The 26,493-nt window shown below is 67.0% G+C and carries 18 protein-coding genes and 1 tRNA gene; 13 read left to right on the forward strand and 6 right to left on the reverse strand.

The window, feature by feature from the left end; translation table 11 throughout:
• The first annotated feature begins 4 nt into the window (after positions 1-4).
• Both ACWW36_RS16810 and ACWW36_RS16815 read left to right on the forward strand, forming a co-directional pair.
• Positions 5-3,022: a UPF0182 family protein gene (locus ACWW36_RS16810; RefSeq protein ID WP_456137132.1), complete on the forward strand. Its 3,018-nt coding sequence runs from the start codon at positions 5-7 to the stop codon at positions 3,020-3,022.
• A 71-nt stretch (positions 3,023-3,093) separates the two neighbouring features.
• Positions 3,094-3,167 (forward strand) — tRNA-Met (locus ACWW36_RS16815).
• Between the two features lie 123 nt (positions 3,168-3,290).
• Here ACWW36_RS16815 and ACWW36_RS16820 read toward each other — a convergent pair.
• The gene (locus tag ACWW36_RS16820) at positions 3,291-3,476 is read right to left on the reverse strand and encodes a hypothetical protein (protein WP_456137133.1); all 186 of its coding nucleotides are present in this window, start codon (positions 3,474-3,476) and stop codon (positions 3,291-3,293) included.
• A 623-nt stretch (positions 3,477-4,099) separates the two neighbouring features.
• Here ACWW36_RS16820 and ACWW36_RS16825 point away from each other — a divergent pair.
• The 6 genes from ACWW36_RS16825 to ACWW36_RS16850 all read left to right on the forward strand — a co-directional run bounded on the left by ACWW36_RS16825 (position 4,100) and on the right by ACWW36_RS16850 (position 9,835).
• The gene (locus ACWW36_RS16825; protein WP_456137134.1) at positions 4,100-5,872 is read left to right on the forward strand and encodes a hypothetical protein; all 1,773 of its coding nucleotides are present in this window, start codon (positions 4,100-4,102) and stop codon (positions 5,870-5,872) included.
• 24 nt (positions 5,873-5,896) lie between these two features.
• Positions 5,897-6,991 carry a hypothetical protein gene (locus ACWW36_RS16830; protein WP_456137135.1) on the forward strand — a complete coding sequence of 365 codons (1,095 nt, stop codon included), beginning with the start codon at positions 5,897-5,899 and terminating at the stop codon, positions 6,989-6,991.
• Positions 6,988-8,136 carry a hypothetical protein gene (locus ACWW36_RS16835; protein ID WP_456137136.1) on the forward strand — a complete coding sequence of 383 codons (1,149 nt, stop codon included), beginning with the start codon at positions 6,988-6,990 and terminating at the stop codon, positions 8,134-8,136. The genes ACWW36_RS16830 and ACWW36_RS16835 overlap by 4 nt, the downstream gene beginning before the upstream one ends.
• A 173-nt stretch (positions 8,137-8,309) precedes the next feature.
• Positions 8,310-8,597, forward strand: a complete 288-nt coding sequence (locus tag ACWW36_RS16840) for a hypothetical protein (protein ID WP_456137137.1) — start codon at positions 8,310-8,312, stop codon at positions 8,595-8,597.
• Positions 8,594-8,899, forward strand: coding sequence for a hypothetical protein (locus ACWW36_RS16845; RefSeq protein ID WP_456137138.1), 306 nt, complete (start codon positions 8,594-8,596; stop codon positions 8,897-8,899). Before ACWW36_RS16840 ends, ACWW36_RS16845 begins: the two co-directional genes overlap by 4 nt.
• A 531-nt stretch (positions 8,900-9,430) precedes the next feature.
• Positions 9,431-9,835, forward strand: coding sequence for a hypothetical protein (locus ACWW36_RS16850; RefSeq protein WP_456137139.1), 405 nt, complete (start codon positions 9,431-9,433; stop codon positions 9,833-9,835).
• Between the two features lie 48 nt (positions 9,836-9,883).
• On the opposite strand, the gene ACWW36_RS16855 is transcribed toward ACWW36_RS16850, so the two are convergent.
• Positions 9,884-10,693, reverse strand: coding sequence for a sulfotransferase family protein (locus ACWW36_RS16855; protein WP_456137140.1), 810 nt, complete (start codon positions 10,691-10,693; stop codon positions 9,884-9,886).
• A gap of 173 nt (positions 10,694-10,866) precedes the next feature.
• Entirely contained in the window at positions 10,867-15,861 is a 4,995-nt protein-coding gene (locus ACWW36_RS16860) for a PE family protein (RefSeq protein WP_456137141.1), read from the reverse strand.
• 302 nt (positions 15,862-16,163) lie between these two features.
• Between ACWW36_RS16860 and ACWW36_RS16865 the strand changes: the two genes are divergently transcribed.
• On the forward strand, positions 16,164-16,367 hold the full coding sequence (locus ACWW36_RS16865) for a hypothetical protein (protein WP_456137142.1): 204 nt from the start codon (positions 16,164-16,166) through the stop codon (positions 16,365-16,367).
• 22 nt (positions 16,368-16,389) lie between these two features.
• Positions 16,390-18,999, forward strand: a complete 2,610-nt coding sequence (locus ACWW36_RS16870; RefSeq protein ID WP_456137143.1) for a LuxR C-terminal-related transcriptional regulator — start codon at positions 16,390-16,392, stop codon at positions 18,997-18,999.
• A 41-nt stretch (positions 19,000-19,040) separates the two neighbouring features.
• Here ACWW36_RS16870 and ACWW36_RS16875 read toward each other — a convergent pair whose 3' ends face one another.
• On the reverse strand, positions 19,041-20,171 hold the full coding sequence (locus ACWW36_RS16875; protein WP_456137144.1) for a hypothetical protein: 1,131 nt from the start codon (positions 20,169-20,171) through the stop codon (positions 19,041-19,043).
• Between the two features lie 314 nt (positions 20,172-20,485).
• On the opposite strand from ACWW36_RS16875, the gene ACWW36_RS16880 reads away from it, so the two are divergent.
• Positions 20,486-22,099: a CocE/NonD family hydrolase gene (locus ACWW36_RS16880; RefSeq protein ID WP_456142520.1), complete on the forward strand. Its 1,614-nt coding sequence runs from the start codon at positions 20,486-20,488 to the stop codon at positions 22,097-22,099.
• Positions 22,100-22,353: 254 nt separating this feature from the next.
• Positions 22,354-23,103: an alpha/beta hydrolase family protein gene (locus ACWW36_RS16885; RefSeq protein ID WP_456137145.1), complete on the forward strand. Its 750-nt coding sequence runs from the start codon at positions 22,354-22,356 to the stop codon at positions 23,101-23,103.
• Here ACWW36_RS16885 and ACWW36_RS16890 read toward each other — a convergent pair whose 3' ends face one another.
• Positions 23,104-24,075: an NADPH:quinone oxidoreductase family protein gene (locus tag ACWW36_RS16890; RefSeq protein ID WP_456137146.1), complete on the reverse strand. Its 972-nt coding sequence runs from the start codon at positions 24,073-24,075 to the stop codon at positions 23,104-23,106.
• Positions 24,076-24,175: 100 nt separating this feature from the next.
• On the opposite strand from ACWW36_RS16890, the gene ACWW36_RS16895 reads away from it, so the two are divergent.
• Positions 24,176-25,138: an alpha/beta fold hydrolase gene (locus tag ACWW36_RS16895; protein ID WP_456137147.1), complete on the forward strand. Its 963-nt coding sequence runs from the start codon at positions 24,176-24,178 to the stop codon at positions 25,136-25,138.
• On the opposite strand, the gene ACWW36_RS16900 is transcribed toward ACWW36_RS16895, so the two are convergent.
• Complete coding sequence (locus tag ACWW36_RS16900; protein WP_456137148.1) at positions 25,135-26,484, reverse strand: flavin monoamine oxidase family protein; 1,350 nt, start codon at positions 26,482-26,484, stop codon at positions 25,135-25,137. The genes ACWW36_RS16895 and ACWW36_RS16900 overlap by 4 nt on opposite strands.
• Positions 26,485-26,493: the final 9 nt, after the last annotated feature.

Below are 26,493 nucleotides of genomic sequence, written 5' to 3' on the forward strand. Positions count from 1 at the left end.
ACGAGTGGGTATGCGGCCCGCGGCGAGAATGCCGAAGCTGACGCGGCGTAGCCGGATCCTGATCGTGGTCGCCCTGGCCGTCGTGGTGCTGCTGCTGGCGGGCCCGCGGTTCATCGACGCCTACGTGGACTGGCTGTGGTTCGGCGAGCTCGGCTACCGCAATGTGTTCACGACCGTGCTGGTGACACGGATCATCCTGTTCCTGGTGGTGTGGGCGCTGATCGGCTCGATTGTCTTCGCCGCGCTGGCGTTGGCCTATCGCACCCGCCCGGTGTTCGTGCCGACAAACGGTCCCAACGATCCGGTGGCCCGTTATCGCACCGCGGTCATGGCCCGGCTGCGGCTGGTGGGCATCGGTGTCCCCGCGATCGTCGGCTTCTTGGCCGGCGCCGTAGCGCAGAGCTATTGGGTGCGCGTGCAGCTGTTCCTTCACGGCGGCAGCTTCGGAATCGCCGACCCGCAGTTCGGCAAGGACCTCGGCTTCTACGCGTTCGACCTGCCGTTCTACAAGCTGGTCTTGAGCTACCTGTTCGTCGCGACGTTCCTGGCGTTTATCGCAAACCTGCTGGGCCACTACCTGTTCGGCGGAATCCGCCTGTCTGGGCGCACTGGGGCGCTGAGCCGCTCGGCTCGCATTCAACTGATCACGCTGGTCGGCATCTTGATGCTGCTGAAGGCGCTGGCGTATTGGTTGGACCGCTACGAGCTGCTGAGCCACACTCGCGGCGGCAAGCCGTTCACCGGCGCAGGCTACACCGACATCAACGCCGTGCTGCCCGCCAAGCTGATCCTGATGACGATCGCGGTGATCTGCGCGGCCGCGGTGTTCTCCGCGATTGTGTTGCGCGACTTGCGGATCCCGGCTATCGGCGTGGCGCTGCTGCTGTTGTCGTCGCTGATCGTCGGGTGGGGCTGGCCGACGGTTGTCGAGCAGATCAGCGTCAAACCCAATGCGGCGCAAAAGGAAAGCGAATACATCAGTCGCAGCATCACCGCCACTAGGCAGGCCTACGGGTTGACTGAGCAGACGGTGACGTACCGCGATTACAGCGGAAACACCCAAGCCAGCCCACAGCAGGTGGCCGCCGATCGGGCGACGACGTCGAACATCCGGTTGCTCGACCCGACGATCGTCAGCCCAGCCTTCACGCAGTTCCAGCAGGGCAAGAACTTCTACTACTTCCCCGACCAGCTGTCGATCGACCGCTACAACGGGCCCGACGGCAACCTGCGCGACTATGTGGTCGCGGCCCGCGAGCTCAACCCAGACCGGCTGATCGACAACCAGCGCGACTGGATCAACCGGCACACCGTCTACACCCACGGCAACGGTTTCATCGCCTCGCCCGCCAACACGGTGCGCGGTATTGCGAACGACCCCAACCAGAATGGCGGATATCCGGAATTCCTGGCCAGTGTGGTCGGCGCGAATGGCAGTGTGATCTCGCCTGGGCCGGCGCCGCTGGATCAGCCGAGGATCTACTACGGTCCGGTCATCGCGAACACCGCGGCGGATTACGCGATCGTCGGCAAGACCGGCGCCGACCGCGAATACGACTACGAAACCAACACGGAGACCAAGAACTACACCTACAGCGGCACCGGGGGAGTGCCGGTTGGGAACTGGTTGGCCCGTACCGTGTTCGCCGCGAAGTTCGCCGAGCGAAACTTCTTGTTCTCCAATGTGATTGGTTCCAACAGCAAGATCTTGTTCAACCGCGATCCCGCGCAGCGTGTGCAGGCCGTGGCGCCGTGGCTGACCACCGACACCAGCATGTACCCGGCGATCGTCAACAAGCGGATGGTGTGGATCGTCGACGGCTACACCACGCTGGACAACTACCCGTATTCGGAGCTGACGTCGTTGTCGACCGCGACGGCCGACTCGAACGAGGTGGCGTTCAACCGGCTGGCGCCGGACAAGCAGGTGTCCTACATCCGTAACTCGGTGAAGGCGACCGTCGATGCATACGACGGCACCGTGACGCTGTATGCGCAGGACGAGAAGGATCCGGTGCTGCAGGCGTGGATGAAGGTGTTCCCCGGCACCGTGAAGCCGAAGAGCGACATCTCGCCGGAGTTGCAGGAACACTTGCGGTATCCCGAGGACTTGTTCAAGGTGCAGCGGCAGCTGCTGGCCAAGTACCACGTGAACGATCCGGTGACGTTCTTCTCGACGTCGGACTTCTGGGATGTCCCGCTGGACCCGAACCCGACGGCGAGCAGCTATCAGCCTCCGTATTACATCGTCGCGAAAGACCTTGCGGCCAATGACAGTTCGTCGTCGTTCCAGCTGACGAGCGCGATGAACCGGTTCAAGCGTGACTTCCTGGCCGCGTACATCAGCGCGAGTTCGGATCCGGCGACGTACGGCAAGATCACGGTGTTGACGATCCCGGGTCAGGTCAACGGTCCGAAGTTGGCGAACAACGCGATCACGACGGATACCGCGGTGTCGCAGGACCTCGGTGTCATCGGCCGTGACAACCAGAACCGGATCCGGTGGGGCAACCTGCTGACGCTGCCCGTGGCGCAGGGCGGACTGTTGTATGTGGAACCGGTGTATGCGTCGCCGGGCGCGAGTGACGCGGCGTCGTCGTATCCACGGTTGATCCGCGTGGCGATGATGTACAACGACCGAGTCGGCTACGGGCCGACGGTGAGCGACGCGCTGGACAAGCTGTTCGGCAAGGGTGCAGGCGCGACGGCGACGGGTCCGGCACCGACGGACGTGCCCGCCGGGCAACCGCCGGCCGCGCCACCGCCGACGGATGGTGGACCGCCCGCCGCTGTACCGCCGCCAACGCCGGGTCAAGCTCCGGAGGTTCCGACGCCGATAGCGGCCGTCCCGCCGGGTGGTGGTGGCTTGCAGTTGTCGGCGGCCAAAGCCGCTGCGCTGCAAGACGTCAACGCTGCGCTGGACGCGGTCAAGCAGGCTCAGCAGAGCGGTAACTTCGCGGAGTACGGCCAGGCGCTGCAGCGGCTCGACGATGCGATGAGCAAGTACCAATCCGCCAAGTAACTGTTTTGCGCGGCGGGCAGCAGGCGATTTGGATGTGGACCTATCCCTTCGGTAACCTGGGGTTTACCCGACGCGGGGTGGAGCAGCTCGGTAGCTCGCTGGGCTCATAACCCAGAGGTCGCAGGTTCGAATCCTGTCCCCGCTACTAAATGGAACGGCCCTCAGAGAATCTCTCTGAGGGCCGTTTTCGTGCCCGTTGGGAACACGTTTGGGAACATTCGCAACGCTAACGATTTCTTCGAGCTTTGTGAAGGACACACGCGCACACCTACGTGTCCGTGCTATCGGCGACGAAGCGCCCCGCGGCGGCGAGAATTGCCGTGTCACGTAGGGGCGAATCGCTCGGGTCCTTCGTGCCACGCCACACATCGGTTCCGTCGGCGAATAGGACGAACTCGTCCGGATCGCGAGCCTCGACGCGATAATTCACGAACGTCCCGTCCTGACCGTCCATCGAAACAGCGATCCTCCGTTCTATGGATCCACCATCATGAGTCACCTGAACTGGCCCGCCGCTATAACTCCTTCTGAGATGACGTTCTTGCGCAAAACTGCTCACAACCCCGTGCACCAAGCTGAGGATTCGCTCCAAGCCTTCGCGCCGGCGCGCAATCGCCACACGCTCCTCAGCGCAAGATGCCGAACGCTGCATCCCGACACATTGAAAAGTGCCGCGGCGGAGAGGCTTACGGCAGCGATAATTTTTGCTATCGAAATTACAGTGAACATACTGACTCCCATACCTGCGGTGCGACGACTGCATACATAGGCAAAGGGTATGCCCTCACCAGCACGTACACAGCGCCTTGCAAACGTTCGTTTCCACGCGATCAGGCGGGCGTCCGCCGCGTCGCCGTCATTTGTGACCGCGCTCGGTCTCGCCCGCACAACCAGGGGTTTCATCGACGCCCAGGCCCCAGCGGTGGCGACGGTTGCGCGGCCCCTCGCAGCCCTGAGCCCCTAATCGGCCCGTTCTGGCCAAAAAGACCCCGCACGGCTGCCGCGGGCCTACAATCGCCGTGTTCAGCAGCATTGTTGGCAAATCAGAGTTGGTTTGCGATGGTTAGACGGACTAGGGTGCATCGGTCATATGCGCCCAGACACACCGCCCGAGCGGCGCCGAGCATTGCCACAAGCGGCCGGGAGACCGGCAGCGAGGTCGAAGCCGCGCTCGGCCCGGGTTGGGCATCGCCGGTAACTACGCCGCTGGCGCCGCCGTCGGCGCCATCACTGAGGCAGCTCGCGGGGTGGTGTCGCGCCTGGCTACGCGACCATCCAGTCACCGCATTGGCCACTGTCCTCGTTGGTGGCGCGTTCAGCTACGCCTGGAATGTGTGGCTGATCGCCGCGCTGTATCGGGGCCCTCACCGCGTTCCCGTTGGGTCCGCGGCCACCGGTTCACGCAACTTCATCTACGGCGGGTTGTTCTGGGCGTTGTGCGGCATGCTGATCTTCGGCCTAGCCAGCTACTGGCATGCCGTGGGCACACGGCGGTTTTTCACTGAACTGCAAGGGCTCCCGCTCGCGCTGGGCGGCTTGATTCACCGCGATCACGCGGCACGGGTGCACCTGTTGTGGGGCGCCGCGCTCGCCATGCTCCTAGCGGTAGCCTTATCACCGGCTGTCGGGCTGGTTGTCGCCATCGGACTGCTGACCATCGCCCCGGGCTTCATCGGCAGCATCGTGTCGGCTTTCCTGGCCCGGGCGTGGTCGCGCCTAACGGCACGATTCTCCCCGACCCGGCGAGCCAAGATAGCCGGAGCGACCGGAGTAACCGTAGGAACGATCGGTTCGGCGGGCGCATTGGTGGCGGCTTTCCTAATCCCCAGCACCGCCATCAAATTGATCGTGGTCGCCGTCCTCGCGGTCCTCGCGCTGACTCTTAGCCGCATCGGGCCGCCATCGACGGGCGCATTGCTGGTGGCGCTCGGACCCCTGCTTTTCCTGGCCTGGGTGAGCACCGCATCACAAGCGTTTGCAGATACCGGCGCATCACCGGACTGCCCGTGCACCGCCGGGCTGAGCTGCATGGCCGACCCGGCCACGCTGATCAACTCCCTAGTGGGCGCGGTTTCCGGAGGCCTCGGTGCACTCGCCGGCGCCTTGGCGGGCGCTGCGGCCGCCGCGGCGGACGCCTCGGGCGGCGTCGGCGTGAGTGCGCCGGCAGCGACCGCCGCACAGAGCCCCTCGGGAGGTGGCGTCTCCGACCCGCCCCCGGGACCCACACCCGCAGGCCCTGCGACGGGCGCACCGCCAACAGGCCCTGGCACCGGAGCACCGCCGGGTGACGCCCCGTCAGCGACCCAATCAGCCGACGATGCGGACAAGGCCGCCCGGCGAGCGGACTTAGAGCGCCAACACAAGCTGGACGAGGCGGCGGCCCAATCGCTCAACCAGGCATCGACCGGCTGGGGCTACCTCTACAACGCCGCCTGGTTTGTGTCCAAGGGCGCCGATACCGCTGTCAATGTCCTAAGCAACTTCACTGGCCCGGCCGGGCGGGCCGTCAACTATGCGTACGGCGCGGTCAAGGACACTGCGGGTGGCATCGCGGAGGGTCAGTCGGCTTCCCAGATCGGGTGGCACGTTGTTGCCGACACCTCGCTTACCTTCATGTACAACCAAATCCCTTGCAATGTCCCCACCTACGGCGTCGGTCCAAAGGCCCCAGTGTCGAGCCTGATCTCGGCGGCCCAACAGGCAGAGCACCCACTCGCCGAGCAGGCCGCCAAGGCTGGCCTTCAATATTCAGCGCCCCGGGTGGGGGTAGCCGTGGGTGTCGCGAAAGGAATGGGAAACGAGCTCACAGGCGAAGCCGAGAGCCATGTAATCGATCAGGGATACGAGTAATCAACGGCGGCGAGGGATAAGGCCATGAACCAACCCGGATTAGCGGCAGAGCCCGTCCTCATCGACCTCGACGAGGAGTCGTTCAGGGCGCTGGGCGCCCGGCTGGACGGCTGGCATGGTCCGCTCTCCCCATGGAACGACGTAGAGGTCACCGTCACTGGAACGCAGCGCGCCGAACTGCGCGAGCTGGGCGTCACCGACGACAACCGGATGCCCGCGAACCTACGGTCGGCACTGGCCGCGATCGCGAGCGCAACCGGGAAGACAGCGGTCACTGTCGTCGTGGGCGGAATGCTTGTGCAGACAATCGTTTTCGTGTCGAACGGCCACGGAGTCGCCCTCTCGGCGGCATCCATGGACAAGATGCTCCGACTCGAGGACCCAGCCCGCAGCGACGAGTTGGTCGACTTCGTCGCCGGGGTTGTCGGGCGCAGCCGGTTACGCGGACTGGAAGTGAGCCTCGACCTGTCTATCCAGGACGCCTTCGTGCTCGCAGCGTTGATCGACCTGCACCGGCGCCACACGTTCGGCCAGCTGGCGATGGGCGAGACCCCATCCGTCCCGTCGCTGAGTCTCCAAGCCGTTAGGAACGTGCTGGCCAACCCACCCACGGGTGGGTTCTGGTTCGTGGATGCCATCGCGCGCGCCTGTGATACCGAGCCAACCACCGCGGCTGCCCGTCTCGATGGCTCGATCGAGCAGCTAGCGCGCCGCAACCTGATCGCCGTCACGGGAGCCGCCGCCCAACCTGTCGGAATGACTGAGTCCCTGGCCGAGCACTTCCTGCGCATCAACACGGTGGTCGAGCTCCAAAATGTCAGCCTCGATGACCATAGCCGCCCCCAACACCTCGGTTTCACCTGCCTGCAAGCAGGAGTCAGCGACCTCATGACCATCGAATGGACCCAAAGTGGCATTCATGCGGAGACCGTCAGCGCCGACGCACTGATCGGCTACATCGACCGTCTCGTGCGCCAACCCGACTACATCAGGCGCCCCGCCACAGCGCCTGAGCCGCACGGCGAGTCAACGCCCCCGTCGGCTCAGCGTCTCGGCGAGCGCGACAACACGACACCACTGGTGGCACCGCTGCTCGCGACTCTGCGAGAGCACCAATGATCGGCGAATTTGACACCACCCTCGGCACGGGCAACCGGGTGCTGCGAGCCGTCACAACCCCGGTGGCACTCGTCTTGTTAGCGGCTCTCGTCGTGGGTTCTGGATCTCTGGCCTGGCAGCGCTACCACCGGCCGTGCGTGCCCGCCTCCGCGGCATCGTCGTGTGTCGGCATCTCGCCCGAGTCGGCGAGCGGTCCCTTGATCAACCCGCAGCCCAACGCACAACCGCCGGCGGTCGTGGAAGCGCCGCCTCAGGACCAGCCGCGTCAACCGCTGGCCCCGAATGGCCAACCGCCGATACCGCCGGGCCTCAGCGGCGATAACGGCGGCGTCCCGGCTCAGCTGCTGCCCGGGCCGGCAGATCAGCCCGCCGAACAGAACCCGGCCGGCGCCAACCCCATCCCGCCACCCGTGGCGCCTCCGCCGGTGAACCCGGCCCCACCGGAAGGCGTGCTGCCGGTGATCGTCGCGCCCCCGCTGCCGGTCCCGCAAGGCCAAGCGCCTGTGCCGCAAGGCCAAGGGCCTGTCCCGCAAGGCCAAGGGCCCGTCGCGCAAGGCCAAGCGCCCGTCGCGCAGGGCCCACCGCCAGCCCAGCCAGGTCAACCCGTTTCGGTTTGGGGCGGCCCGGGGTGTCTATTCAAAGCGCGCGACGACCCAACCTGTTGGACCATGCAGAAATATGGGCCTGACGGCCGCCTCACGCCGGTAAACACCCCGGTTGTAATCCCGCCGGAATACAGGAACCCGGCGCCAGCACAGGGCGCGCCGGTCCTGCAGGGGCAACCGCCGGCAGAGGGCATCAACTGTCCGCCGAACGCTCCTTGTGGTTCCAGCGGCGGCTCCCCGCAAGTCAGCGAGCCGCTTCCAGGCGCGCCGCCGGTTAGCGGGCCGTCGCCGGTCGGTTCGTCGCAGGTGGGTTCGCCGGCGCAGGTGAGTTCGTCGCAGGAGAGTTCGCCGGTGCAGGTGAGTTCGTCGCAGGTGAGTTCGCCGGCGCAGGTGAGTTCGTCGCAGGTCAGTTCGCCGGCGCAGGTGAGTTCCTCGCAAGTCAGCGGGGTCGCCCCGCTTGCACCTGTGGAAAGCGGCGGCTCAACCACGACCGAGCCCGGGCTGACGTGTTATGGCCCCGGTGCGGTCAACTGCCACTAGCGAACGCACAGCATGGAAGAGATTGACCTTCCGCTCCGCCATTACAGGGATTTCTCGACGAGATACACAGCGCCGAGCCTGGCGTGGGTATTGCCCACGTGTTCCGTTGCCCACTAACCCCGTGAGGCGCATACTTGACGTGTATTCGAAGTTCGATGGGGAAGAGGCAGCACATGACCGCTGATCCGGCGTTCGAGCCGGTGACCGAGGTCACGGCGGATGATCGGGGGCGCATCGCATTCGGGCGTATCGGTGTGCACCGCAACGATCGCTTCCTGGTGTCGCGCCGGGCTTCTGGTGAGTTGTTGTTGACCCCGATGGCGTCCATCCCTCAGCGCGAATTGCTGGTGTGGGAGAACGAGTCTGTCCGACACTCACTGCTGCGTGGGCTCGCTGATGCCGCGGCGGGAAGGGTGTCGCGCCGTGACGACTACTTGGACGGCGACGACGACGGAGAATGAGCGCTCCGCCGTTCACTTTGCTCTACACCGATGAAGCGCAAGCCGTCATGAACGATCTTCAAACTCGCCCCCGTGATGTGAAGACGAAGAAGGTCAAGAAAGCGCTGCGCCTGCTGAGGGATATCGGTCCATCGCATCCTGGCCTTGAATCGCACAAGTACCACTCGCTGACGGGTCCCAACGGTGAGGATGTGTGGGAGTCCTATGTAGAGAACCGCACGCCCTCTGCCTGGCGCATTTGGTGGGTGTACGGGCCCGACGCTGACACGCTGACCATCACCACGATCGGCCCTCATCCGTAGCTGAGATTGCCTCGCAATTCCCCTTCAAAATGTGTCCAACCGCCTGGGGCCGAAACCACCGTTGTGCCACGAGTGTGCCAAGACATACACATACAGCCCGACAGTCACCGGACCCTACGGACACGAGTGACCGCCTGACCTGTGTCTTCGATCGCGCGCTGACACCGCGTGAAACGAGATATACAGCCGGGCAGGGATTTACACACCAGCGGTCGGCGGTTCGATACAGTCCGCGCGCCCCAGAGGTCGCAAGTTCGAATCCTGTCCCCGCTACTAAATGGAACGGCCCTCGGAGAACACTCCGAGGGCCGTTTTCATGCCTCCGCCGTTGGATGCAGTGAACCCCGGACCGTCGGATGTGGGGACCGCGCCCTGCCAGGCCAGCCGGGGCGGTTTCAGTCGTTCGCATCGGGGTATTCAAGGTAGTTACCTGCCTAACGGTCCAACGCTGGGCGGTGAGCCATGAACAACAAGTCAAACGCGCTGCGCGACCGCACCGGAAAGTGCAGACCGCGGGACAAGGAGTTCACGATGAGCACGATGAGATTGAAGAAACTCGCGGCCGGTGCCGCACTGGTCGCGCTGGGCTTCGGCACTCTGGGCGGCGCGGGCTTTGCCCAAGCCAAACCACATGATCCAGGTCCATGCATACCCGGAGTTGACTGTTGGGTTCCGGGAGTTGATCCGCCTGGACATAATCCGTTCGGCCCGCCTGGACAGGTCATGCAAGGAAACGTCCCTGGTGCGGATCTTGCGGCTCCCGAACTAGTCGGCGTCCCGCCGGGGCACTGGGGAGAACCGTGGCTCTATGGGCTGCCTGCGACTTGGCGTCCGTGGGATCGTGACGACATTCCCTTCCAGCCAGTTGTATGGAACCCCGATCTTGTGACCTGGGGCATCTGGTGGGCTGATCAATTCATCCCGTTCACGTCATAGTCAGCAAAACGAGACGGCCGCGCGCATCCTGGTGTGACCACCGGCAGTTCAAACGATCTGTAAACCCTCGGGAATTCTGTTCGGGTCACGCCAGAAGGCGTCGCCGACGAAACGCTGAAACAGGTCGGGCGGCAACAACGTCGCGCGGGGCTCGGCGTTGACCGAGCCGCCCACGGTGTGCAGCCCCGGCGTACCGGCTCGGTGGTCGAATTCGCTGACGTCGTAGTCGATGTGGTCGAAGTCGTGCTCGAATACCGGCTCGCCGAGAAACGCGTAAATGGTGTGCATTGTCTTGGCCGGGTCGGTGGTCAGGGTTTCGTACTGCACCAACAGCAGTCGATCCCGTTGCGCGCCATAACACGCCTGCTTGAGCGCATCGTAGGGAGCGCCGACCAGGCCATCCTGGCTCGCGATGCCGTTGGCGCGGGTGTAGACGTTGCCACCGGCGCTGTAGTTGAAGATCGAGGATGGGCTGAAGACGTTGCGCTGGATCAGCCGTTCGATGCTGTCGATCACCCACGGCAATTCGCGCACGCACGCAATCACTTTCGCATCGGGGAACAGCTGCGCAATCGCGGGCATCCACGCACACCACCCTCGGTTCGTGTCGAAGATGACCTCGGCACCGCACTCGGCATAGAAGTTGTCGAACAACCCACGCAAAATGCGCCGGCGCTTGGCGTCGTCGATGAACACCGAATACTCGTTGCGCGCGCTCATCTGATCCAGCAAGGCGCCAAACAGGCCAGCCAGCGGACCCGACATCCCGGCCTCAAAGCGCGGGTTTTGCCGCAGCAACGCCGCTAACAGCGTCGAGCCCGAGCGCGGCAGACCCGAGATGAAATGGATGGATGGCATGTGCGCCCCTTCGGCCTAAAGTCCGCGCTGCCTGCGGATATCGCGCTGTGATGTTCGCACATTGTGCTGTGGAACCAACGCAAGATGACGATCGCCACGAGGGAGAGGAGGTCGGACGGCACGGCGGGCTTGACGAGCGTGGTGACCGACATACCCCAGCTCCGCTGAGCTCATCACAGGCCGTTCGCGCCGTCGTCGCCGCGGCTACCTTGCGTCCCGGGGGGTGTGCCTGTGCCGCCGGGGGCTCCGGGGGCGCCGGAGCCGGCCTGTCCGGGGGTACCGGTGAAGCCAGTCGCGCCGGTGCCGCCGTCGGTTTGACCGAAGATATTGGTGGTTTGCATTCCCCGTCCGCCAGCTCCGCCGGCGCCGCGGTTGCCGCCGTTGCCGCCGTTTCCGCCGTCGCCGCCGTTGCCGCCGATTGCGCCGTCGCCGCCGGTGCCACCTGGGCCACCGAAGGTGCCGCCGTTGCCGCCACCGCCGCCGTCACCGCCGCGGCCGCCCCAGGCAGCTGAGCCGTAAGTGAGACCGAAGGCGGCGCCGCCCGCACCACCTTGGCCACCGACCCCACCAGTTCCGGCGACACCGCCCACACCACCGTTCCCGCCGCGCCCAGAAATGGAGTCGCCGCCGGCGCCGCCCGCGCCGCCGAAGCCGCCCGCCGCGCCCTTACCGCCCTTCCCGCCGTAGCCGGTGCCGCCACCGCTGCTGTACTGAGTGCCGCCGTTGCCCCCGGTCCCGCCAGCACCTCCGCCGGCGCCGGCACCGCCGGCACCGCCGGCACCGCCATCGCCTGATTGCGCCGCGCCGCCTGCCCCGCCGGCACCGCCGCGCCCGCCGGTCCCGCCGTCACCCGCCTGGAAGCTGCCGGAGCTGTCGAAGTCGCTGAAGCCGCCGAACCCACTGCCTCCACCGGCCCCGCCGACCCCAGCGGTCCCGCCGGCTCCGCCGGCTCCGCCGTTCCCCGATCCCTTTGCTACGCCGCCTGCGCCGCCGGTGGCCCCATCCCCGCCTTCGCCGCCCCGGGAGCCGTACCCGCCTCGACCGGCACTGGAGCTGTAATTATTGATGTCCTGGCCGCCTCTGCCGCCGGTTCCCCCGACACCGCCGGCCCCGGAGGCTCCGGCGGCCCCGCCGGCCCCGCCGTTGCCTGATCCGTAGGCCGCGCCGCCTGCTCCGCCGCCGCCGCCTGCTCCGCCGTCGCCGCCATAGCCACCGCGGCCGCCGTCCCCGCCATGCGTATAGATGTAGCCATTGGCCAGGCTGAAGTTGAAGCTGTTCTGACCGCCGATTCCGCCGGTCCCGCCGGCGCCACCGATTCCGCCGACCCCGCCGGCACCCCCTGCGCCGCCGTTGCCTGAACCCATGGCTGCGCCACCTGCTCCGCCTGCGCCGCCTACGCCGGCGGAAGCGCCCCCGCCGCCATGGCCGCCGTCTTGGCCGCTAAGGAACAAGTCGCTAGGCGTCTTGCCGTTGCCGCCTCTGCCGCCGTCGCCGCCGTCGCCGCCGTTGCCGCCGACCCCGCCCTGGCCGCCGTTACCCGAGATCGAGCCGCCCTTGCCGCCGGCCCCGCCGGCGCCGCCGTTCGTGCCGCTCACGCCGTTCGCGCCATTACCGCCAGCGCCGTCGGTCCCTTGCCCGCCGGCGGTACCGTCGTGGCCGTTGCCGCCCGCCCCGCCGTTGCCGCCGTTGCCGACTGATCCGCCGTTGCCGCCGGCCCCGCCGTTGGTGCCGGCAACACCCGCTAAGGAGGAGTTAGCGCCACGGCCGCCATTGCCGCCGTTGCCGCCGCTGGTGACCGCGGTTCCATCGGCGCCGTGTCCGCCGGTGTGGCCGCTGTCGGGGTTTCCGCCGGTGCCGGCCGCTCCGCCGGTGCCGCCGGTCCCGGCTGCGCCCGGGTTTCCGCCATTGCCGCCGGCACCGCCCACGTAGAACGCGTTGGGGGCGTTGATGCCGTTGCCGCCGTTGCCTGGAATACCACCTCTGCCGCCGGAGCCTCCAGCGCCGCCGTCGCCGTTATCGCCGGCGTGCCCGGTCCCGCCGGCCGTTCCGCCGCCGTTGCCGCCGGCTCCACCGTTGCCGCCAGCCCCACCGTTACCGCCGTCGCCGCCGGCGCCGCCCTTACCTGTGCCGAGGACGACCCCCACGTTGGGAACGAAGATCGCAGCGAAGGTGCCTTCGGCCCCGTCGGCGCCCGCGGCGCCGTTCCCACCGGTGCCGCCTTTACCGCCGACGCCGCCGGCGCCGCCGTTGCCGGAGATCGAGCCGCCCAAGCCGCCGGCGCCGCCCTTACCGCCGTTGCCGCCCGCGGTGCCGTTTCCGGCAATGAAGACCAGCTGTCCGTTCTGATCCAGCATTGGGAAGGGGCTTCCGTTGGAACCGGCCGCGCCGTTGCCGCCCTTGCCGCCGGCACCGCCGTTGCCGGTTGAACCGCCATTGCCACCGTCCCCTCCGTCACCGCCCGTGGCGCCGGCTGTGGTGGGGCTGAACCCGTCACCGCCCTTGCCACCGTTGCCGCCGCTGGGGATCGTGCCGTCGACGCCTGCGGTGCCTGCACTGCCGCCGGTGCCGCCAGTGCCGGCCGCTCCGCGGGTACCGCCGGTGCCGATCGTGCCGGCATTTCCGCCGTTGCCGCCCTTGCCGCCGTTGCGATCGGTGGCGTCACCGGCCGCGCCGGCACCGCCGTCGCCGGGGGTGCCGGCATTACCGCCGGCTCCGCCATTGCCGCCGTCGCCGTTGCGGCCGACGTGGCCGGTCCCGCCGGCCGTGCCACCGGCATTGCCTCCGGCGCCGCCGCTGCCGCCGGCCGCGCCGTTGCCGCTGTTGGTGCCGTCGGCGCCATCGCCGGTGCCTGGGTTGGCGAGCGTGCCGAAGGTGCCGTTGGCGCCGTCGACGCCGTTGCCGCCGGACCCGCCGCGGCCCCCGGTCCCGCCGGTCCCGCCGGCGCCGCCGTCGCCGGAGATCGAGCCGCCTAGGCCGCCCGCGCCACCCTTGCCGCCGTTACCGCCGGCCGTGCCGTTGCCGGCGGGCTCGAAGATGGTGCCAAAGGGAAAAATGAGTACAGAGCTGTCGTTGCCGTTGGTGCCGTCCACGCCGTTGCCGCCGGCGCCGCCGTCACCCCCCTTGCCAACCGATCCGCCGGCCCCGCCGGCGCCACCGTCACCGCCGCTGGCCCCGGCGGCGGTGGGGGTGAACCCGGCACCGCCCTTACCGCCGTCGCCGCCGCTGAGAACCGCGGCGCCGTTAGCGCCTGCGGTGCCTGCGCTGCCACCGATACCGCCGGTGCCGGCCGCCCCACGGGCCCCGCCGACCCCGGCCACGCCGGCGTTGCCGCCGTTGCCGCCCTTGCCGCCGTCGGGGTGGGTGGCGTCACCGGCCACGCCGTCGGTTCCGTCGCCGGGGGTGCCGGCGTTGCCGCCGGCTCCGCCGTTACCGCCGACGCCGTTGACGCCGGCGTGGCCGGTCAACAGCGAGCCGGCCCCGCCGGACCCGCCGTGTCCGCCGGCGCCGCCGGCACCGCCGTTGCCGCCGCTTCCGCCCGCACTGCCATCAGCCCCGGCCAGGGTGACGATCTGGCCGGCCACGCCGTTACCGCCTGCGGCTCCTTTGCCGCCGGCACCACCGGCGCCACCGGCACCGCCGCTGTTGAACAGCGACAACCCGGCGGCGTGCCCGCCCGCACCGCCAGCCCCACCAGCGCCACCGGCGCCACCGTTGGTGCCCGACTCGCCCGGATTGACACCATTGGAACTGGGCGTGCCGTCCGTGCCGTCCGTGCCGTCCGCGCCGGCCCCACCGGTCCCGCCGGCCCCGCCATCACCGAATTCCGACTCCAGGCCGGCGTTGCCCCCTGCTCCGCCAGCGCCGCCAGCACCGTTGTTGACCCCGGCCACTCCGGCCGCGCCGGCCCCGCCGGCTCCGCCGTTGCCGAGGAAGAATCCGCCATTACCGCCATGACCGCCGGCGCCGTTGTTGATACCGATGACGCCGGTCGCGCCGGCTCCGCCATTACCGTCCAACCCGGCGTTACCGCCGGCGCCGCCGTTGAATCCGTTGCCGCCGTTGCCGATCAAACCCGCTCGTCCACCGTTGCACGCCGTTGCGCCGGTGCAGGTGGTCGCGTCGTAGCTGAATCCGTTGCCGATCAACAGCCCGGCATCGGGATGACTCGCGGTGCCATTGGAGATGAAGATCCGGATGAAGTCGCCGATCGGATCCGGGGCCACCGCGGGGCTCGCGGCCGGTAGCGGCGCCGACACCGCCGGCGTCAAAGCCCGGGCCGACGTCACGGTCAGGCTCGTGGAGGCCGGATCGGCGCCCGACGTCGCCTGGCTGACCTTAGGTTTGGCCGCCGTAACACCGACCTCGCGGCGCGCAAACGCCAACGCCGCCCACATCACCGGCGCCCCGACCGGATCACCCGCATCCCCGGCGGACGACTGCGGCGCAGGCCCCAGCCCCAACCACGACAACAACCCGGTGATGACACCGGTCAATGGCGGCGCCGCGGGCGCCGGCGGCAAGACCGCGACCGTCGGCTCCGACACCTTGGCGGTAGTCGACACCGACCGCTGCGCGATTAACGGCCCCACATCCGAAGCGGCGCTTGAGGGGACCGCCGCCAGCACCGACGCATGCGCCGTATCGGGTGTCGAGCTGCCTGCCGACGGCCCGCTGCTGCCGCGGACGTCGGCGTCAGCCACGCCGGCCGGGCCGGAGGCGGCCCCGACATTGGAGGCAGCACCGTCATGGTGTTTGGCCCGCGTGCCCGACGTCACGGCCGGATCCGCGCCGCCAGACGCTGCTGACGGTGAGCTGGTGGTCTGCGAGCCGCCGGCTACGCCGGTCGACCCCGACACCGAGGTATTGGCACCACCGGATGCCGACACGCTCGACTCCGGTGAACCCCCCGACGCTGTCGTACCGCCCGACGCCGCCGAACCACCCGACGGTGCCGAACCGCCCGACGGGGTCGAACCCCCCGACGTCGGCGCCGCCGAATCGGCGGTGTTCGGGGTGCTCGAATCAGCCCCACCCGCGGTGCCGTCGGCACTGCTGGTCGACTCCGGACTGGCCCACGCCATCGACGGAGTGTTCGTCACCGCCATCCCGATACCCAGCGCCACCGCCAACGCCCCGACGCGGCCGATATACAAGGCATGGTTGGTCATGTCGCGCTCCCTCATACTTGACAAAGGCATCGATCTCCGCCGATCAAGCTGCAGGTTATTGGGCAAATTGACGCGCGGATTGTGCGAAATATCGAATCGAGCGAATCGTCTTCAAAGTCAGGAAGGCACGGAGTCGAACCCAAGTAGTCGGGTGCCGCCAGTTCACGGAATCCAGGTAGTCGGCTACCCGGTGCGGTAGCCGGCGCGTGTGTAACCGTCGACACCCCAAGGCAATCGATGCAGAGGGGGGATCGCGATGGCCGCACCTGACAGTCCGAAGGTCTGGCGTTCGTCGTAGCCATATGAGTGCAGAATGCGAGTACGAGGCGGCGCTGCGCAGCCTGCCGGAATCCCATTCATTGGCTCTGCGCCTGGCCGATGCGGGCGTCGCCGACGAGGTGATCTGCACGTACCTCGACATCGAACCGGAATGCCTGTCGACTTTTCTCGATTTGGCCAGGAGAAAACTGGACACAGCGTTGGAAAAGCGTAGCCCGGCGAATTAACTGTCTGGATAGAATTTGCTGCGTGCTGGAGCGGTGGCCGCTGACAGGCCGTGCGGAGGAGCTTCGCGTCATCCGTGAAGCGCTCGCGGGCGACGAGCGTAGGGGAATCGTCCTCGCTGGGCTGTCGGGCGTCGGTAAGACCCGGCTGGCGCGCGCGGCGGCCGATGTTGTCGCGCAGGCGGGATGGGTGGTGCGCCGCGTCGCCGGAACGGCCACCGGACGCCACGTCCCGCTAGGCGCGTTCGCCCGGTGGGCCGATGACAGCGACACGTCGCCGTTGGCACTGGCCCGCAAGGTGCTGGTCGAATTGGCAGCGGGCAGTGGAGGCGCTCCGTTGTTGGTTGTCGTCGACGATGCGCATCTTCTTGACGACTTGTCCGCTCTGGTCGTGCACCAACTGGTGCTGCAGGACATGGCCAGCGTGATTGTGACGATCCGCACCGGTGAGCCCGCGGCCGATGCGGTGACGTCGCTCTGGAAGGACGGCCTGCTGCGGCGCATGGAGTTGCAACCGTTGTCGCGCAACGAATCTGACCACCTGTTGACGACCGTCCTCGACGGGCCGCTGGCCGTCGGCTGCGCGCAGCGCATGTGGAGATTGAGCCGCGGCAATGTGCTTTTCCTGCAGCACCTCGTCCACCATGAACGGGAGACGGGCAGATTGGCCAGGGTGGACGGCGAATGGCGTTGGAAGGGGACGTATTCGGCGTCACCGTCGCTGGTCGAACTCGTCGAGCAGGAGATCGGTGCGGTGCCCGACGAAGTGCGCGACGTCGTCGACCTCGTCGCCATCGCCGAGCCCATCGGCCGCGAGCTCTTGATGACGCTGGCCGATCCACAGGCGATCGAGGCGGCCGAACAACGTGAACTCGTCAACGTGGCTTCCACCGGCGACGCGGTCTGTGTCGGCCATCCCTTATATAGCGAGATCCGTTTGAGCCGTTGCGGTCCGATGCGGCTGCGTCGGCTGCGCGGACAGGTCGCGACCGCGATGGCGAAAGCTGACGTCGGCGACCCGCTTCGGCTCGGACTGCTGTGGCTGGAGTCGGATCTGCCGCCCGATGCGACAGTGCTGTCGCGGGCCGCGAGAGTGGCCGCGGCGCGGCTCGATCTTCGCCTCGCCGAGCGCCTGTGCCGGGAGGCTATCGCCGCGCAGCCAACCCCAGAGGCGAAACTTCTTCTGACGCACATCCTCTTCCTTCAAGAAAAGGCAGAGGCAGCCCAGGAAATCCTCGACACCCTCGACTCGGACGAGTTGGCGGTGCCCGGCTTCCTCAATGGCGTGATCCTGCGCGCGGCAGTGCTGATGTGGCCACTTCAGAAAGCCGACGAAGCGGTGACTTTCATCGAAGCGGCGATGACACCCGGCGATGAGGACCGCAACCACTCGCTGCGAACGTTCCGCGCCATCGGACACGTGATGGCAGCCGAACCGGCCGCGGCGATCCATGCGATGGCCGCGGTCGACTACGACCGATTGGACGATGTCGGTCGGGTGGTAGGCCACACCGTCGAGACCATCGCACTCGGCGACTTAGGTCTTGCCCAGGAGGCCACGCGTAGTGCTTCGGCCGGGTACAGGGTGCAGGCCGAATCGCCGCACGATGCGATTCACGGCACCGGCTTGGCAGAATTCCACGCATACGGTCTGCTGGCAGCGGGTTATGTGGACGAAGCGGTCACGGTCGCAAAACGTGAGTTTCAGCGGTGCGCAGATTTCCCCGGCATGTCGCAGTGGATGGCCTTGGCGGCGCTGGGGATAACCTCGATCGGTAGTGGCGATCTTACCGCCACATTGCGGTACTTGCGTTCGGCGAGTGAGGGTTTCGGCGATTCGGGTGACAGCGGTGGTGTGTTCTACCGGATCAGGATTCCGCAGATTGAGGCCCTTGCCCGGTCCGGGGACGTCGGCGCGGCCGTTGCTGCATCGACCGCGATCAGCCGACACCCGACATGGACATATCTCGAACCCACCTACCTGGTGGCCACTGCCTGGGTGAGCGCGGTACAGGGCCGTGTGTCCGAAGCACGCGATATGTGTTCTCGTGCAGCCGAATTCGCGCGTACCCACGGCCAGCTGGCACGAGAGGTGTTGTGCCTGCAGACGGCGGTTCAGTTCGGCGACACTGATGGCGCCGGCCGACTTGCTGAATTGGCCACGCAAGTGGAGGGACCTCGGGCGCCGATGTCGGCGCGCTATGCGTGCGCCCTGGCCGCCGCCGACGCCGCCGGTCTGGATGCAGTGTCGCGTGAGTTCGAGGCAATGGGTGACGTATTGGTCGCCGCCGATGCCGCTGCCCAGGCGGCCACCCTGCACCGTCGCGACGGGAATCGGGGAAGTGCGCTTACCTCAAGTGGCCGGGCGCAGTTGCTCGCCAAGCAATGCGGGGGAGCGGTCAGCCCTGCACTCTCCGCGGCCAAACTGCCGCTGCCGTTTACGCGACGCGAGCACGAGATCACCCGCCTGCTGTCGCGCGGGCTATCCAACAAAGAGATCGCCGAGGCATTGTCGCTGTCGGTGCGCACGGTCGAAGGTCACGTCTACCAGGCCAGCACGAAGGTCGGAATCTCGTCGCGCTCTGAATTGTCCGCGCTGGTAAGGCAATTCGACGAAGTCGATGCTCCGACATAGATACTGGTCGGACTGTTGGGATCCCTGCTCCGCGATGTTGCCTACTCGCCTTGCGCGCGCCGAACAACGCCCTTCCAGAAATTGGGGTAGGGGTAGCGAGTGTCAAGTTGGTCCCCGGACAAGACCAACGCCCATGCGAGCAACACTGCCGCTGCGGCCGGGGCGGCAGGAATAGCAACCGGACCCAGTGGAATGGGCACACTCCACAAATGTCCCACTCCGGGCGACAGAACCTTAATCGGCGTCAACCATCGTTTGTTTGACTTCTCCAGCTTGCTGAGCCGATCGCCACGTTTCCTGCGCTCTTGAACCTTCAGCGGCTTTCCCGGAGGGTCAAACGCCGCTTCGCCGCGCTGTATGACATCACCAGTGTCGTATACCCACACTAATGCGTCGGCAAGGAGGTCCGTTCCGGTAGTAGCTGCACCCTTGGCCAGTAGCCGATCGAGCGCCTCGAAACGCTGCTTGCCGAGGACCTTTTTCAGCAACTGAGTCGCCTTTCCAAGAGCCCACCGTGACCACTTGGAGATACCCCGCGGCAATTGTTTCGTCACTTCCTCAACCGCCCAGGAGGCTGGCTCGTCCAACAGATCCCGTACGAGCTTCCCGGCTTCAGTGCCCGTTGGGAGCGGGATCCAGTCCATGAGGGGCACCGCAGCCAATCCAACAAGCACACTGTTAATCGATTCGGCCGCCTGACGTCGAATGACGCGGATCGCATGCCCGACGGCGTCACCATACAGTTGCCCAGCGGGTTCCGGGGCTGGGTCGTCATCGGTGCCGACCCGAATCAAGCTCATCAGGCTGGTGGCTTCAGTTCCCGGGGACCCGAACGCGGCCTCCTCGAGCACCGCACGACCCTCCGTCGGCCAAGCAGGAATGTTGGCGAGTTTGAGGTTCTCGTCCTGTGCATCAAGTGCCTGGACGAGGGCCATCTCAGTTGAAAAGCTCAGTTGCAGCTGTGAAAGCGCAGTTCGCGCCAGCTGGATCTCCGATGCCTCCTCCGGCCGTTCACGCAATGTGGCATCGAGCGCCGCTTCGAAAGCCGCACTTACCTTGGCCCAGTTTTGATTCGCCGCCTCAATATTTCGGCGCGCTTCACCGACAGTCAACCCGCTATCTGGCTCATCAGTGCGTCTGTCGTAACGCGCGTCCCTTACCGCGTTGATCACACCTCGAAGCGCGTCGCCGACGTCGACAACATGGGGTTCTAACTCTTGCGGAAGCGGCACTGGACAAGCTAATCAGGACCCGATCATCGCGGAGGGGAAAATACGCGGGCTGGACATCACAATTTGTGGCCGTGCCCGCAACCTATGAGTCTTGCCTGCGTTTAATCCCTCGCACGTCGTACATGGGTTTCACCTGGATCGGGCGCAACTTGTTCGACCAGAACCGTTCCAGGACTACGAAATGAAACGACCGTCGGAGACAATGCTCCGACGGTCGTTTCGCATGACGGGGGTCCCAATTGACGACGCCGCTGATGCGCTTGGCCGACAGGACGGCCACACGCCTGTTGCGGCTACCCCCGCCGACTACCGACTACACCGTGCGCCACGACATCCGGGTGCCGATGCGCGACGGTGTCCAGCTTCTCGCCGACCACTACGCCCCGACGACATCGAAACCCGCCGGAACGATCCTCATCCGCGGGCCCTACGGCCGCCGCGGGATGTCCGCCCTCCTCACCGGCCGCATCTATGCCGCACGCGGCTACCACGTCCTAATGCAAAGCGCCCGTGGCACTTTCGGCTCCGGCGGTGAGTTCAATCCCGGTCGCCATGAGATCGACGACGGCGCCGACACCGTCGCCTGGCTACGCGAACAACCGTGGTTCGCCAGTCGATTCGCCACACTGGGCGCCTCCTACCTCGGCTTCACCCAATGGGCGCTCCTTCACGATCCACCACCGGAGCTGAAAGCCGCCGTCATCATGGTCGGCCCTCATGACCTCAGCGAAGCCGTATGGGGGACAGGTTCCTTCGCGCTCAACGACTTCCTCGGCTGGAGTGACACCGTCGCCCATCAGGAGGATGGCGGCTGGCGGACGCTTGTGAGCATGGCCACCGCACGGTGGCGCGTCGGCCCGGCCATGCACGATCTGCCTCTCGGCGACGCCGGGCGCGCCCTTCTCGGCGAGCAAGCCCAGTGGTACCAGGATTGGGTCGCCAATCCCGATCAGTCCGCCGAGTACTGGCTGCCCGTTCGACTCCACCGCGCACTCGAAAACGCGACCGTGCCCATCCTTCTCATCACCGGTTGGCAAGACGTGTTCCTCAACCAAACACTCGACCAGTACCGCCAGCTGCAACAGCGCGGTGTCGACGTCGCCCTCACCGTCGGCCCCTGGACGCACGGCCAAGTCGGGCTCAACGCCGCCGGCCAGACCACACGCGAATCCCTTGATTGGCTTGACCACCAACTCGCCGGCCAGCCGTCCACCAGATCAACGCCTGTTCGCATCTTTGTCACCGGGGCAGGGAAGTGGTGCGAATTCGACGCTTGGCCACCGCCAGCAGAAGAGAAAACCCTTTACCTGCAACCGAATTCGAAGCTCGGCGACCGGCCTCCGCCCACAGCCCAACCGTCCCAGTTCGTCTACGACCCCGCCGACCCGACGCCGACCATCGGCGGCCGCCTGCTATCGCTCTCAGCCGGATATCGCAACGACACAAAACTCGCCCAACGCCATGACGTCCTTGCCTTCACCGGAGCACCGCTCGCCCACGACCTCGACGTGATCGGCTATCCGCGCGTCGAACTCGCCCACACCACCGACATTCCCCACGCCGACGTCTTCGTCAGGCTCAGCGAGGTCGACGGCAAAGGCCGTTCCCGCAATGTCAGCGACGGCTACGTTCGGCTCGGCCAAGACCGCACAGAGCGGCTGCACATCGAGCTCGACGGAATCGCCCACCGCTTCCGTGCTGGCCACCGAATTCGCCTGCTCGTCGCGGGCGGCTCGCATCCGCGGTTCTCTAGAAATCTCGGAACCGACGATCCGCCGCATACCGGTCATCAGATGGTCCGGTCGACGCACACCATCGCCCACGGCAGCGGGGGTGTTTCGAGCGTTCTACTGCCTATTCACGAATAAATTAACCCGCCATCAAGACGCCGACTCCGCCGACGCCACCGGCGCCCCAGAAGGTAGTGGTCACAAGACGGGAACCTCTGAACCGGTCGGCGAACAGAACATCACGCGCCCTTCCATCCGCGCCGTCCCAGCGGCGGACACGCCTGCCGTGGACAAATCGGGCGCAACGGACCATGACAGCCCGACCGCCTCTGATACGACTGCGGCGCACGCCGACGACAACGCATCCGCCAATCAGTGACAAGATGACGCGCGTGGGCGAGCGCGTCAGGTTTCCGAGTTCCAGCGGACCTGCCTTGGCGGGCATCATCGATCTCCCCGAAGGGGAAACGCGCGGCTGGGGCGTCTTCGCCCACGGCTTCACCCTCGGCAAGGACAGCCCCGCCGCGAGCCGGATCTGCAAACAGCTCGCCAGCGAGGGCATCGGCATACTGCGCTTCGACAACCTCGGCCTTGGCGACTCCGAAGGCGACTGGGGCGACGGCTCGTTCTCCCACAAGGTCGCCGACACCGTCCGCGCCGTCGAATACATGAACAACGAAGGCCGCGAAGTACACCTACTCGTCGGCCACTCCTTCGGCGGCTCGGCCGTCATCGCCGCCGCCCACGAATGCCCGACGGTCGCCGCGGTCGCCAGCATCGGCGCGCCCTACGAACCCGCCCACGTCGAGCACACCTACGACGCGCTGTGCGAACGCATCGAGCAAGAGGGCGAGGCGCCGTTCCGCATCGGCGGCAAGGCGCTGACGCTCAAGCGTCACTTCATCGAAGACGTCCGCAACGCCGACCTTCATGAACGAATCCGTACACTCAAACGCGCGCTGCTCGTCATGCATTCGCCTACCGACAACACCGTCGGTATCGCCAACGCCAGCGAAATCTTCCGCGCCGCAAGGCATCCCCGCAGCTTCGTCTCGCTGGAGGGCGCCGACCATCTGCTCACCGAGAAGAACCAAGCCGCCCGCGCGGCCCGCATCATCAGCGCATCGCCCCACTCACGGTGACTACCGCAGCTTGACGACGACCTTGCCCTTGGCCGTCCGGTCCTCCAGCGACGCGATCGCGTCCCCAGCCCGGTCGAGCGGATAGACCACAGGCACCGGCGCAGAGACGCGACCCGACGCCAGCAGCGGCTCGAGCTCTGCCCACTGCTCGAGCAGATACCCCGGATGCGACAACGCCCACGCGCCCCAGCCGACGCCCACCGCGTCGACGTTGTTCAGCAGCAGCCGGTTCACCTTGATCGTCGGGATCTCCCCGCCGGTGAACCCGATCACCAGCAGCCGCCCACCCGGCGCCAGCGACCGCAGCGAGTCCGTGAACCGGTCTCCGCCCACCGGATCGACGACGATGTCCACGCCCCGGCCTTCAGTCAGCTCCTTGACCGCGTCCTTGAAGCCCTCGGCCAGCACGACGTCCGTGGCACCGGCGGCCTTGGCCACCTCACCCTTCTCAGGCGTGCTCACCACCGCAATAACCCGCGACGCACCCCACGCCGGCGCCAGCCGCAGCGTCGACGTGCCGATCCCACCCGCCGCGCCGTGCACGAGCACGGTCTCGCCGGGCGCCAGTCGGCCCCGCGTCCGCAACGCGTGATGCATCGTGAGGTCATTGAACAGCAGCCCGGCGCCGGCCTCGAACGACACCGAGTCCGGCAGCTTGAACACCCGATCCGGTTGCAGCGCAACGACTTCGGCCATCGCCCCGCACAGCATCGTCAGCCCGCAGACGCGATCACCCGCGGCAACGTGCGCCCCAACCGGAGCGCTGCGCACCACACCCGCCAGCTCGCCGCCCGGGCTGTACGGCATCTCCGGCTTGTGCTGGTAGAGGCCACGCGACTGCAGCGCATCAGGAAACGCCACGCCCGCCGCGTATACGTCGATCAAAACCGCGCCGTCGGCAGACGGTTCGTCAATCTCAACAAGCTCCGCGGCGTGCGGACCGTCCAGCCGAGCTATCTGTATCGCGCGCATCGCACCATTTAACCCGCCGCCGTTTGTGCAACGGCAGGCGGTTAACCGCCGATAAACTGGGGTATTAGCGGCATAGTTGCCGCAGCCGATAGGAGCGCGCATGGCACGTGGTCAGGGGACCGGTCCAAGGTCCAGACGCTTCGCCGCGGCCGAGGTGATGCCACAGGGTCGGGTCGTTTCCGTTCGCTCCAGAGACGGCATCCGCCTGCACACCGAGGTCTTCGGGCCCGAAGACGGCTACCCGATCGTTCTTGCACACGGCATCACCTGCGCGCTCCGGGTGTGGGCACACCAGATCGCAGACCTCGCGAAGGATTACCGGGTCATCGCGTTCGATCATCGCGGCCACGGCCGCAGCGCCGTGCCTGTGCGGCGCCATGCCTACAGCCTCGACCACCTCGCAGCAGACCTCGACTCCGTCCTGGAAGCGACGCTCAAGCCCGGCGAAAGAGCGGTCATCGCCGGCCACTCGATGGGCGGCATCGCGATCACGTCGTGGGCCGAGCGCCATCCCGAGCGCGTGCCCGAGCGCGCCGACGCCGTCGCGCTGATCAACACCACCACCGGCGACCTGCTGCGCCATGTGCAGTTACTGCCCATGCCGGGGCCGCTGGCCGACGTCCGCGTCCTGGCTGCGGGCACCTTCTTGAAGACGTTCGGCGCGGCGCCGCTGCTGCGCGCCGTGGACCGGCCGAGCCGACGCTTCGTGTCCTTGATCGCCGTCGGCCACGACGCTGACCCGTCGGTGGTGGACTTCATTCACGAGTTGTTCACGTCGACACCGCCCGCAGGCCGCGGTGGCTGGGCGCGCACCCTCGTCGACGCGCTCGGGCCCGAGCACATCGGCCTGGACAATCTCACCGTGCCGACCCTGGTGATCGGCAGCGAGAAGGATCGGCTGCTGCCGATGGTGTCCTCGCGGCGTATCGCGAAGATGGCGCCCAACCTCGCGCAATTCGTCGAGCTGTCCGGCGGTCACTGCGCGATCGTCGAGCGCCCCGACGAGGTCAACAAGCACCTGCGCCTACTCATCGAGACCGTCAACCAGGCGCAGTCGGCCTAAGACAGCGCCCGATGCACCTCGTCGGCGGCACGCTTGCCCGACCGCACCGCGCCGTCGAGGAAACCGGTCCACTCGTCGGCGGTTTCGGTGCCCGCCCAGAAGATACGGTCGACGGGCTTGCGAAGCCACGGGCCGTACGTCGTCCACGACCCAGGCGGCACTGCGGCCGTCGGGCCACCCGGCGCGAATTCCTCTGTGCCCCAACAATGGTCGATGTAGTCGATCGGATGCGAGGCGGCCTCGCCGAACAGTGTCGCGAACCCCGCTAGTGCGCGCTCGCGGCGCTGCTCGGGCGGCAACGGATCGAATGATCGCGCGTCGGTGAAACCCAACAGAATGCCCGGCCCGTCGTCGCTCGGACTGACGTCGAACGTGATGAACACCGGGCCCTCGTCGGACAGCGCCTCGCCCGAGCAGCCGCCCGCCCGCCAGAACGGCTTCTCGTACGCGGCATAGGCCTTGCTCAAGCTGCCCTGCGGCCAATGTTGCGCGAGCTTGCCGTATTCGGGCGGCAGATCGGGAACGAACGCGATGCCGCTTCTGTGCTCAGGAGGAATTGCCACGACGACCGCCTTGGCGGCCACCGTGCCTTTGTCGGAGCCGACGGTGAGGGTGCCGTCGGAATGCCGTTCGATGCTGTGCACGACCGTGCTGAGCACGACCCGCGGACCGAGTTCCTCGGCCATCCGCAGCGCGATCTGCTGGGTGCCGCCGGGGAAGCGGTCCTGCTGCGCGCCGCCCTCGACGTCGAGCATGCGGCCGATCCCCCCGGCGGCCTTCACGTAGCGCACCGCGTGCAGCATCGAGACCTCGTCGGGCTCACAGCCCCAGGTCACGCGGGCCATGATCGCCATCAGGTCGCGGGTCGACGCGCTCGCGTGCACGTACCGCAGCCAGTCTTCGAGGGTCTTGGAGTCCAGGATGTCGGCGATCGGCGACGTCCACGGCTCGTCGATCGGAACCCGCCGGCAGACGCGTTCGAATCGCCACTGGATGCGGGAGACGTCGAGCAGTTCGATGATCGACAGACGGGGGATCGTGCTGCGGTACGAGCGGACCCGGCCACGCCAGCGGATCAGGTTCTTGCCGCGGTTATGGGTGGGGATGGTCTGGCAGCCCAGTTCTTTCGCGAGCGCGATGACGGCGTCCTGGGTGGGGCCGACGAAGGTGCCGCCGAGGTCGATCGGTGTGCCGGCGATCGTCGTCGTCGACGACCTGCCCCCGACGCGATCGCGGCCTTCGAGAACAACGACGTCGTGCCCGAGCCGCACCAGGTCGCGAGCTGCCGACAACCCCGCGAATCCAGCACCCACGACAACGACGTCGGCATTGGCTGGGATGGTCATGCAACCAGG

The sequence above is a fragment of the Mycobacterium sp. MMS18-G62 genome (assembly GCF_053877835.1).

Excerpts from the sequence above, each read along its gene's own strand:
- ACWW36_RS16855 (WP_456137140.1), bottom strand. The coding sequence starts at position 10,693 with ATGCCATCCATCCATTTCATCTCGGGTCTGCCGCGCTCGGGCTCGACG.
- ACWW36_RS16890 (WP_456137146.1), bottom strand. The coding sequence starts at position 24,075 with ATGCGCGCGATACAGATAGCTCGGCTGGACGGTCCGCACGCCGCGGAG.
- ACWW36_RS16900 (WP_456137148.1), bottom strand. The coding sequence starts at position 26,484 with ATGACCATCCCAGCCAATGCCGACGTCGTTGTCGTGGGTGCTGGATTC.
- ACWW36_RS16820 (WP_456137133.1), bottom strand. The coding sequence starts at position 3,476 with ATGGACGGTCAGGACGGGACGTTCGTGAATTATCGCGTCGAGGCTCGC.
- ACWW36_RS16850 (WP_456137139.1), top strand. The coding sequence starts at position 9,431 with ATGAGCACGATGAGATTGAAGAAACTCGCGGCCGGTGCCGCACTGGTC.
- ACWW36_RS16860 (WP_456137141.1), bottom strand. The coding sequence starts at position 15,861 with ATGACCAACCATGCCTTGTATATCGGCCGCGTCGGGGCGTTGGCGGTG.
- ACWW36_RS16865 (WP_456137142.1), top strand. The coding sequence starts at position 16,164 with ATGAGTGCAGAATGCGAGTACGAGGCGGCGCTGCGCAGCCTGCCGGAA.
- ACWW36_RS16830 (WP_456137135.1), top strand. The coding sequence starts at position 5,897 with ATGAACCAACCCGGATTAGCGGCAGAGCCCGTCCTCATCGACCTCGAC.
- ACWW36_RS16880 (WP_456142520.1), top strand. The coding sequence starts at position 20,486 with ATGCGCTTGGCCGACAGGACGGCCACACGCCTGTTGCGGCTACCCCCG.
- ACWW36_RS16840 (WP_456137137.1), top strand. The coding sequence starts at position 8,310 with ATGACCGCTGATCCGGCGTTCGAGCCGGTGACCGAGGTCACGGCGGAT.
- ACWW36_RS16845 (WP_456137138.1), top strand. The coding sequence starts at position 8,594 with ATGAGCGCTCCGCCGTTCACTTTGCTCTACACCGATGAAGCGCAAGCC.
- ACWW36_RS16835 (WP_456137136.1), top strand. The coding sequence starts at position 6,988 with ATGATCGGCGAATTTGACACCACCCTCGGCACGGGCAACCGGGTGCTG.
- ACWW36_RS16895 (WP_456137147.1), top strand. The coding sequence starts at position 24,176 with ATGGCACGTGGTCAGGGGACCGGTCCAAGGTCCAGACGCTTCGCCGCG.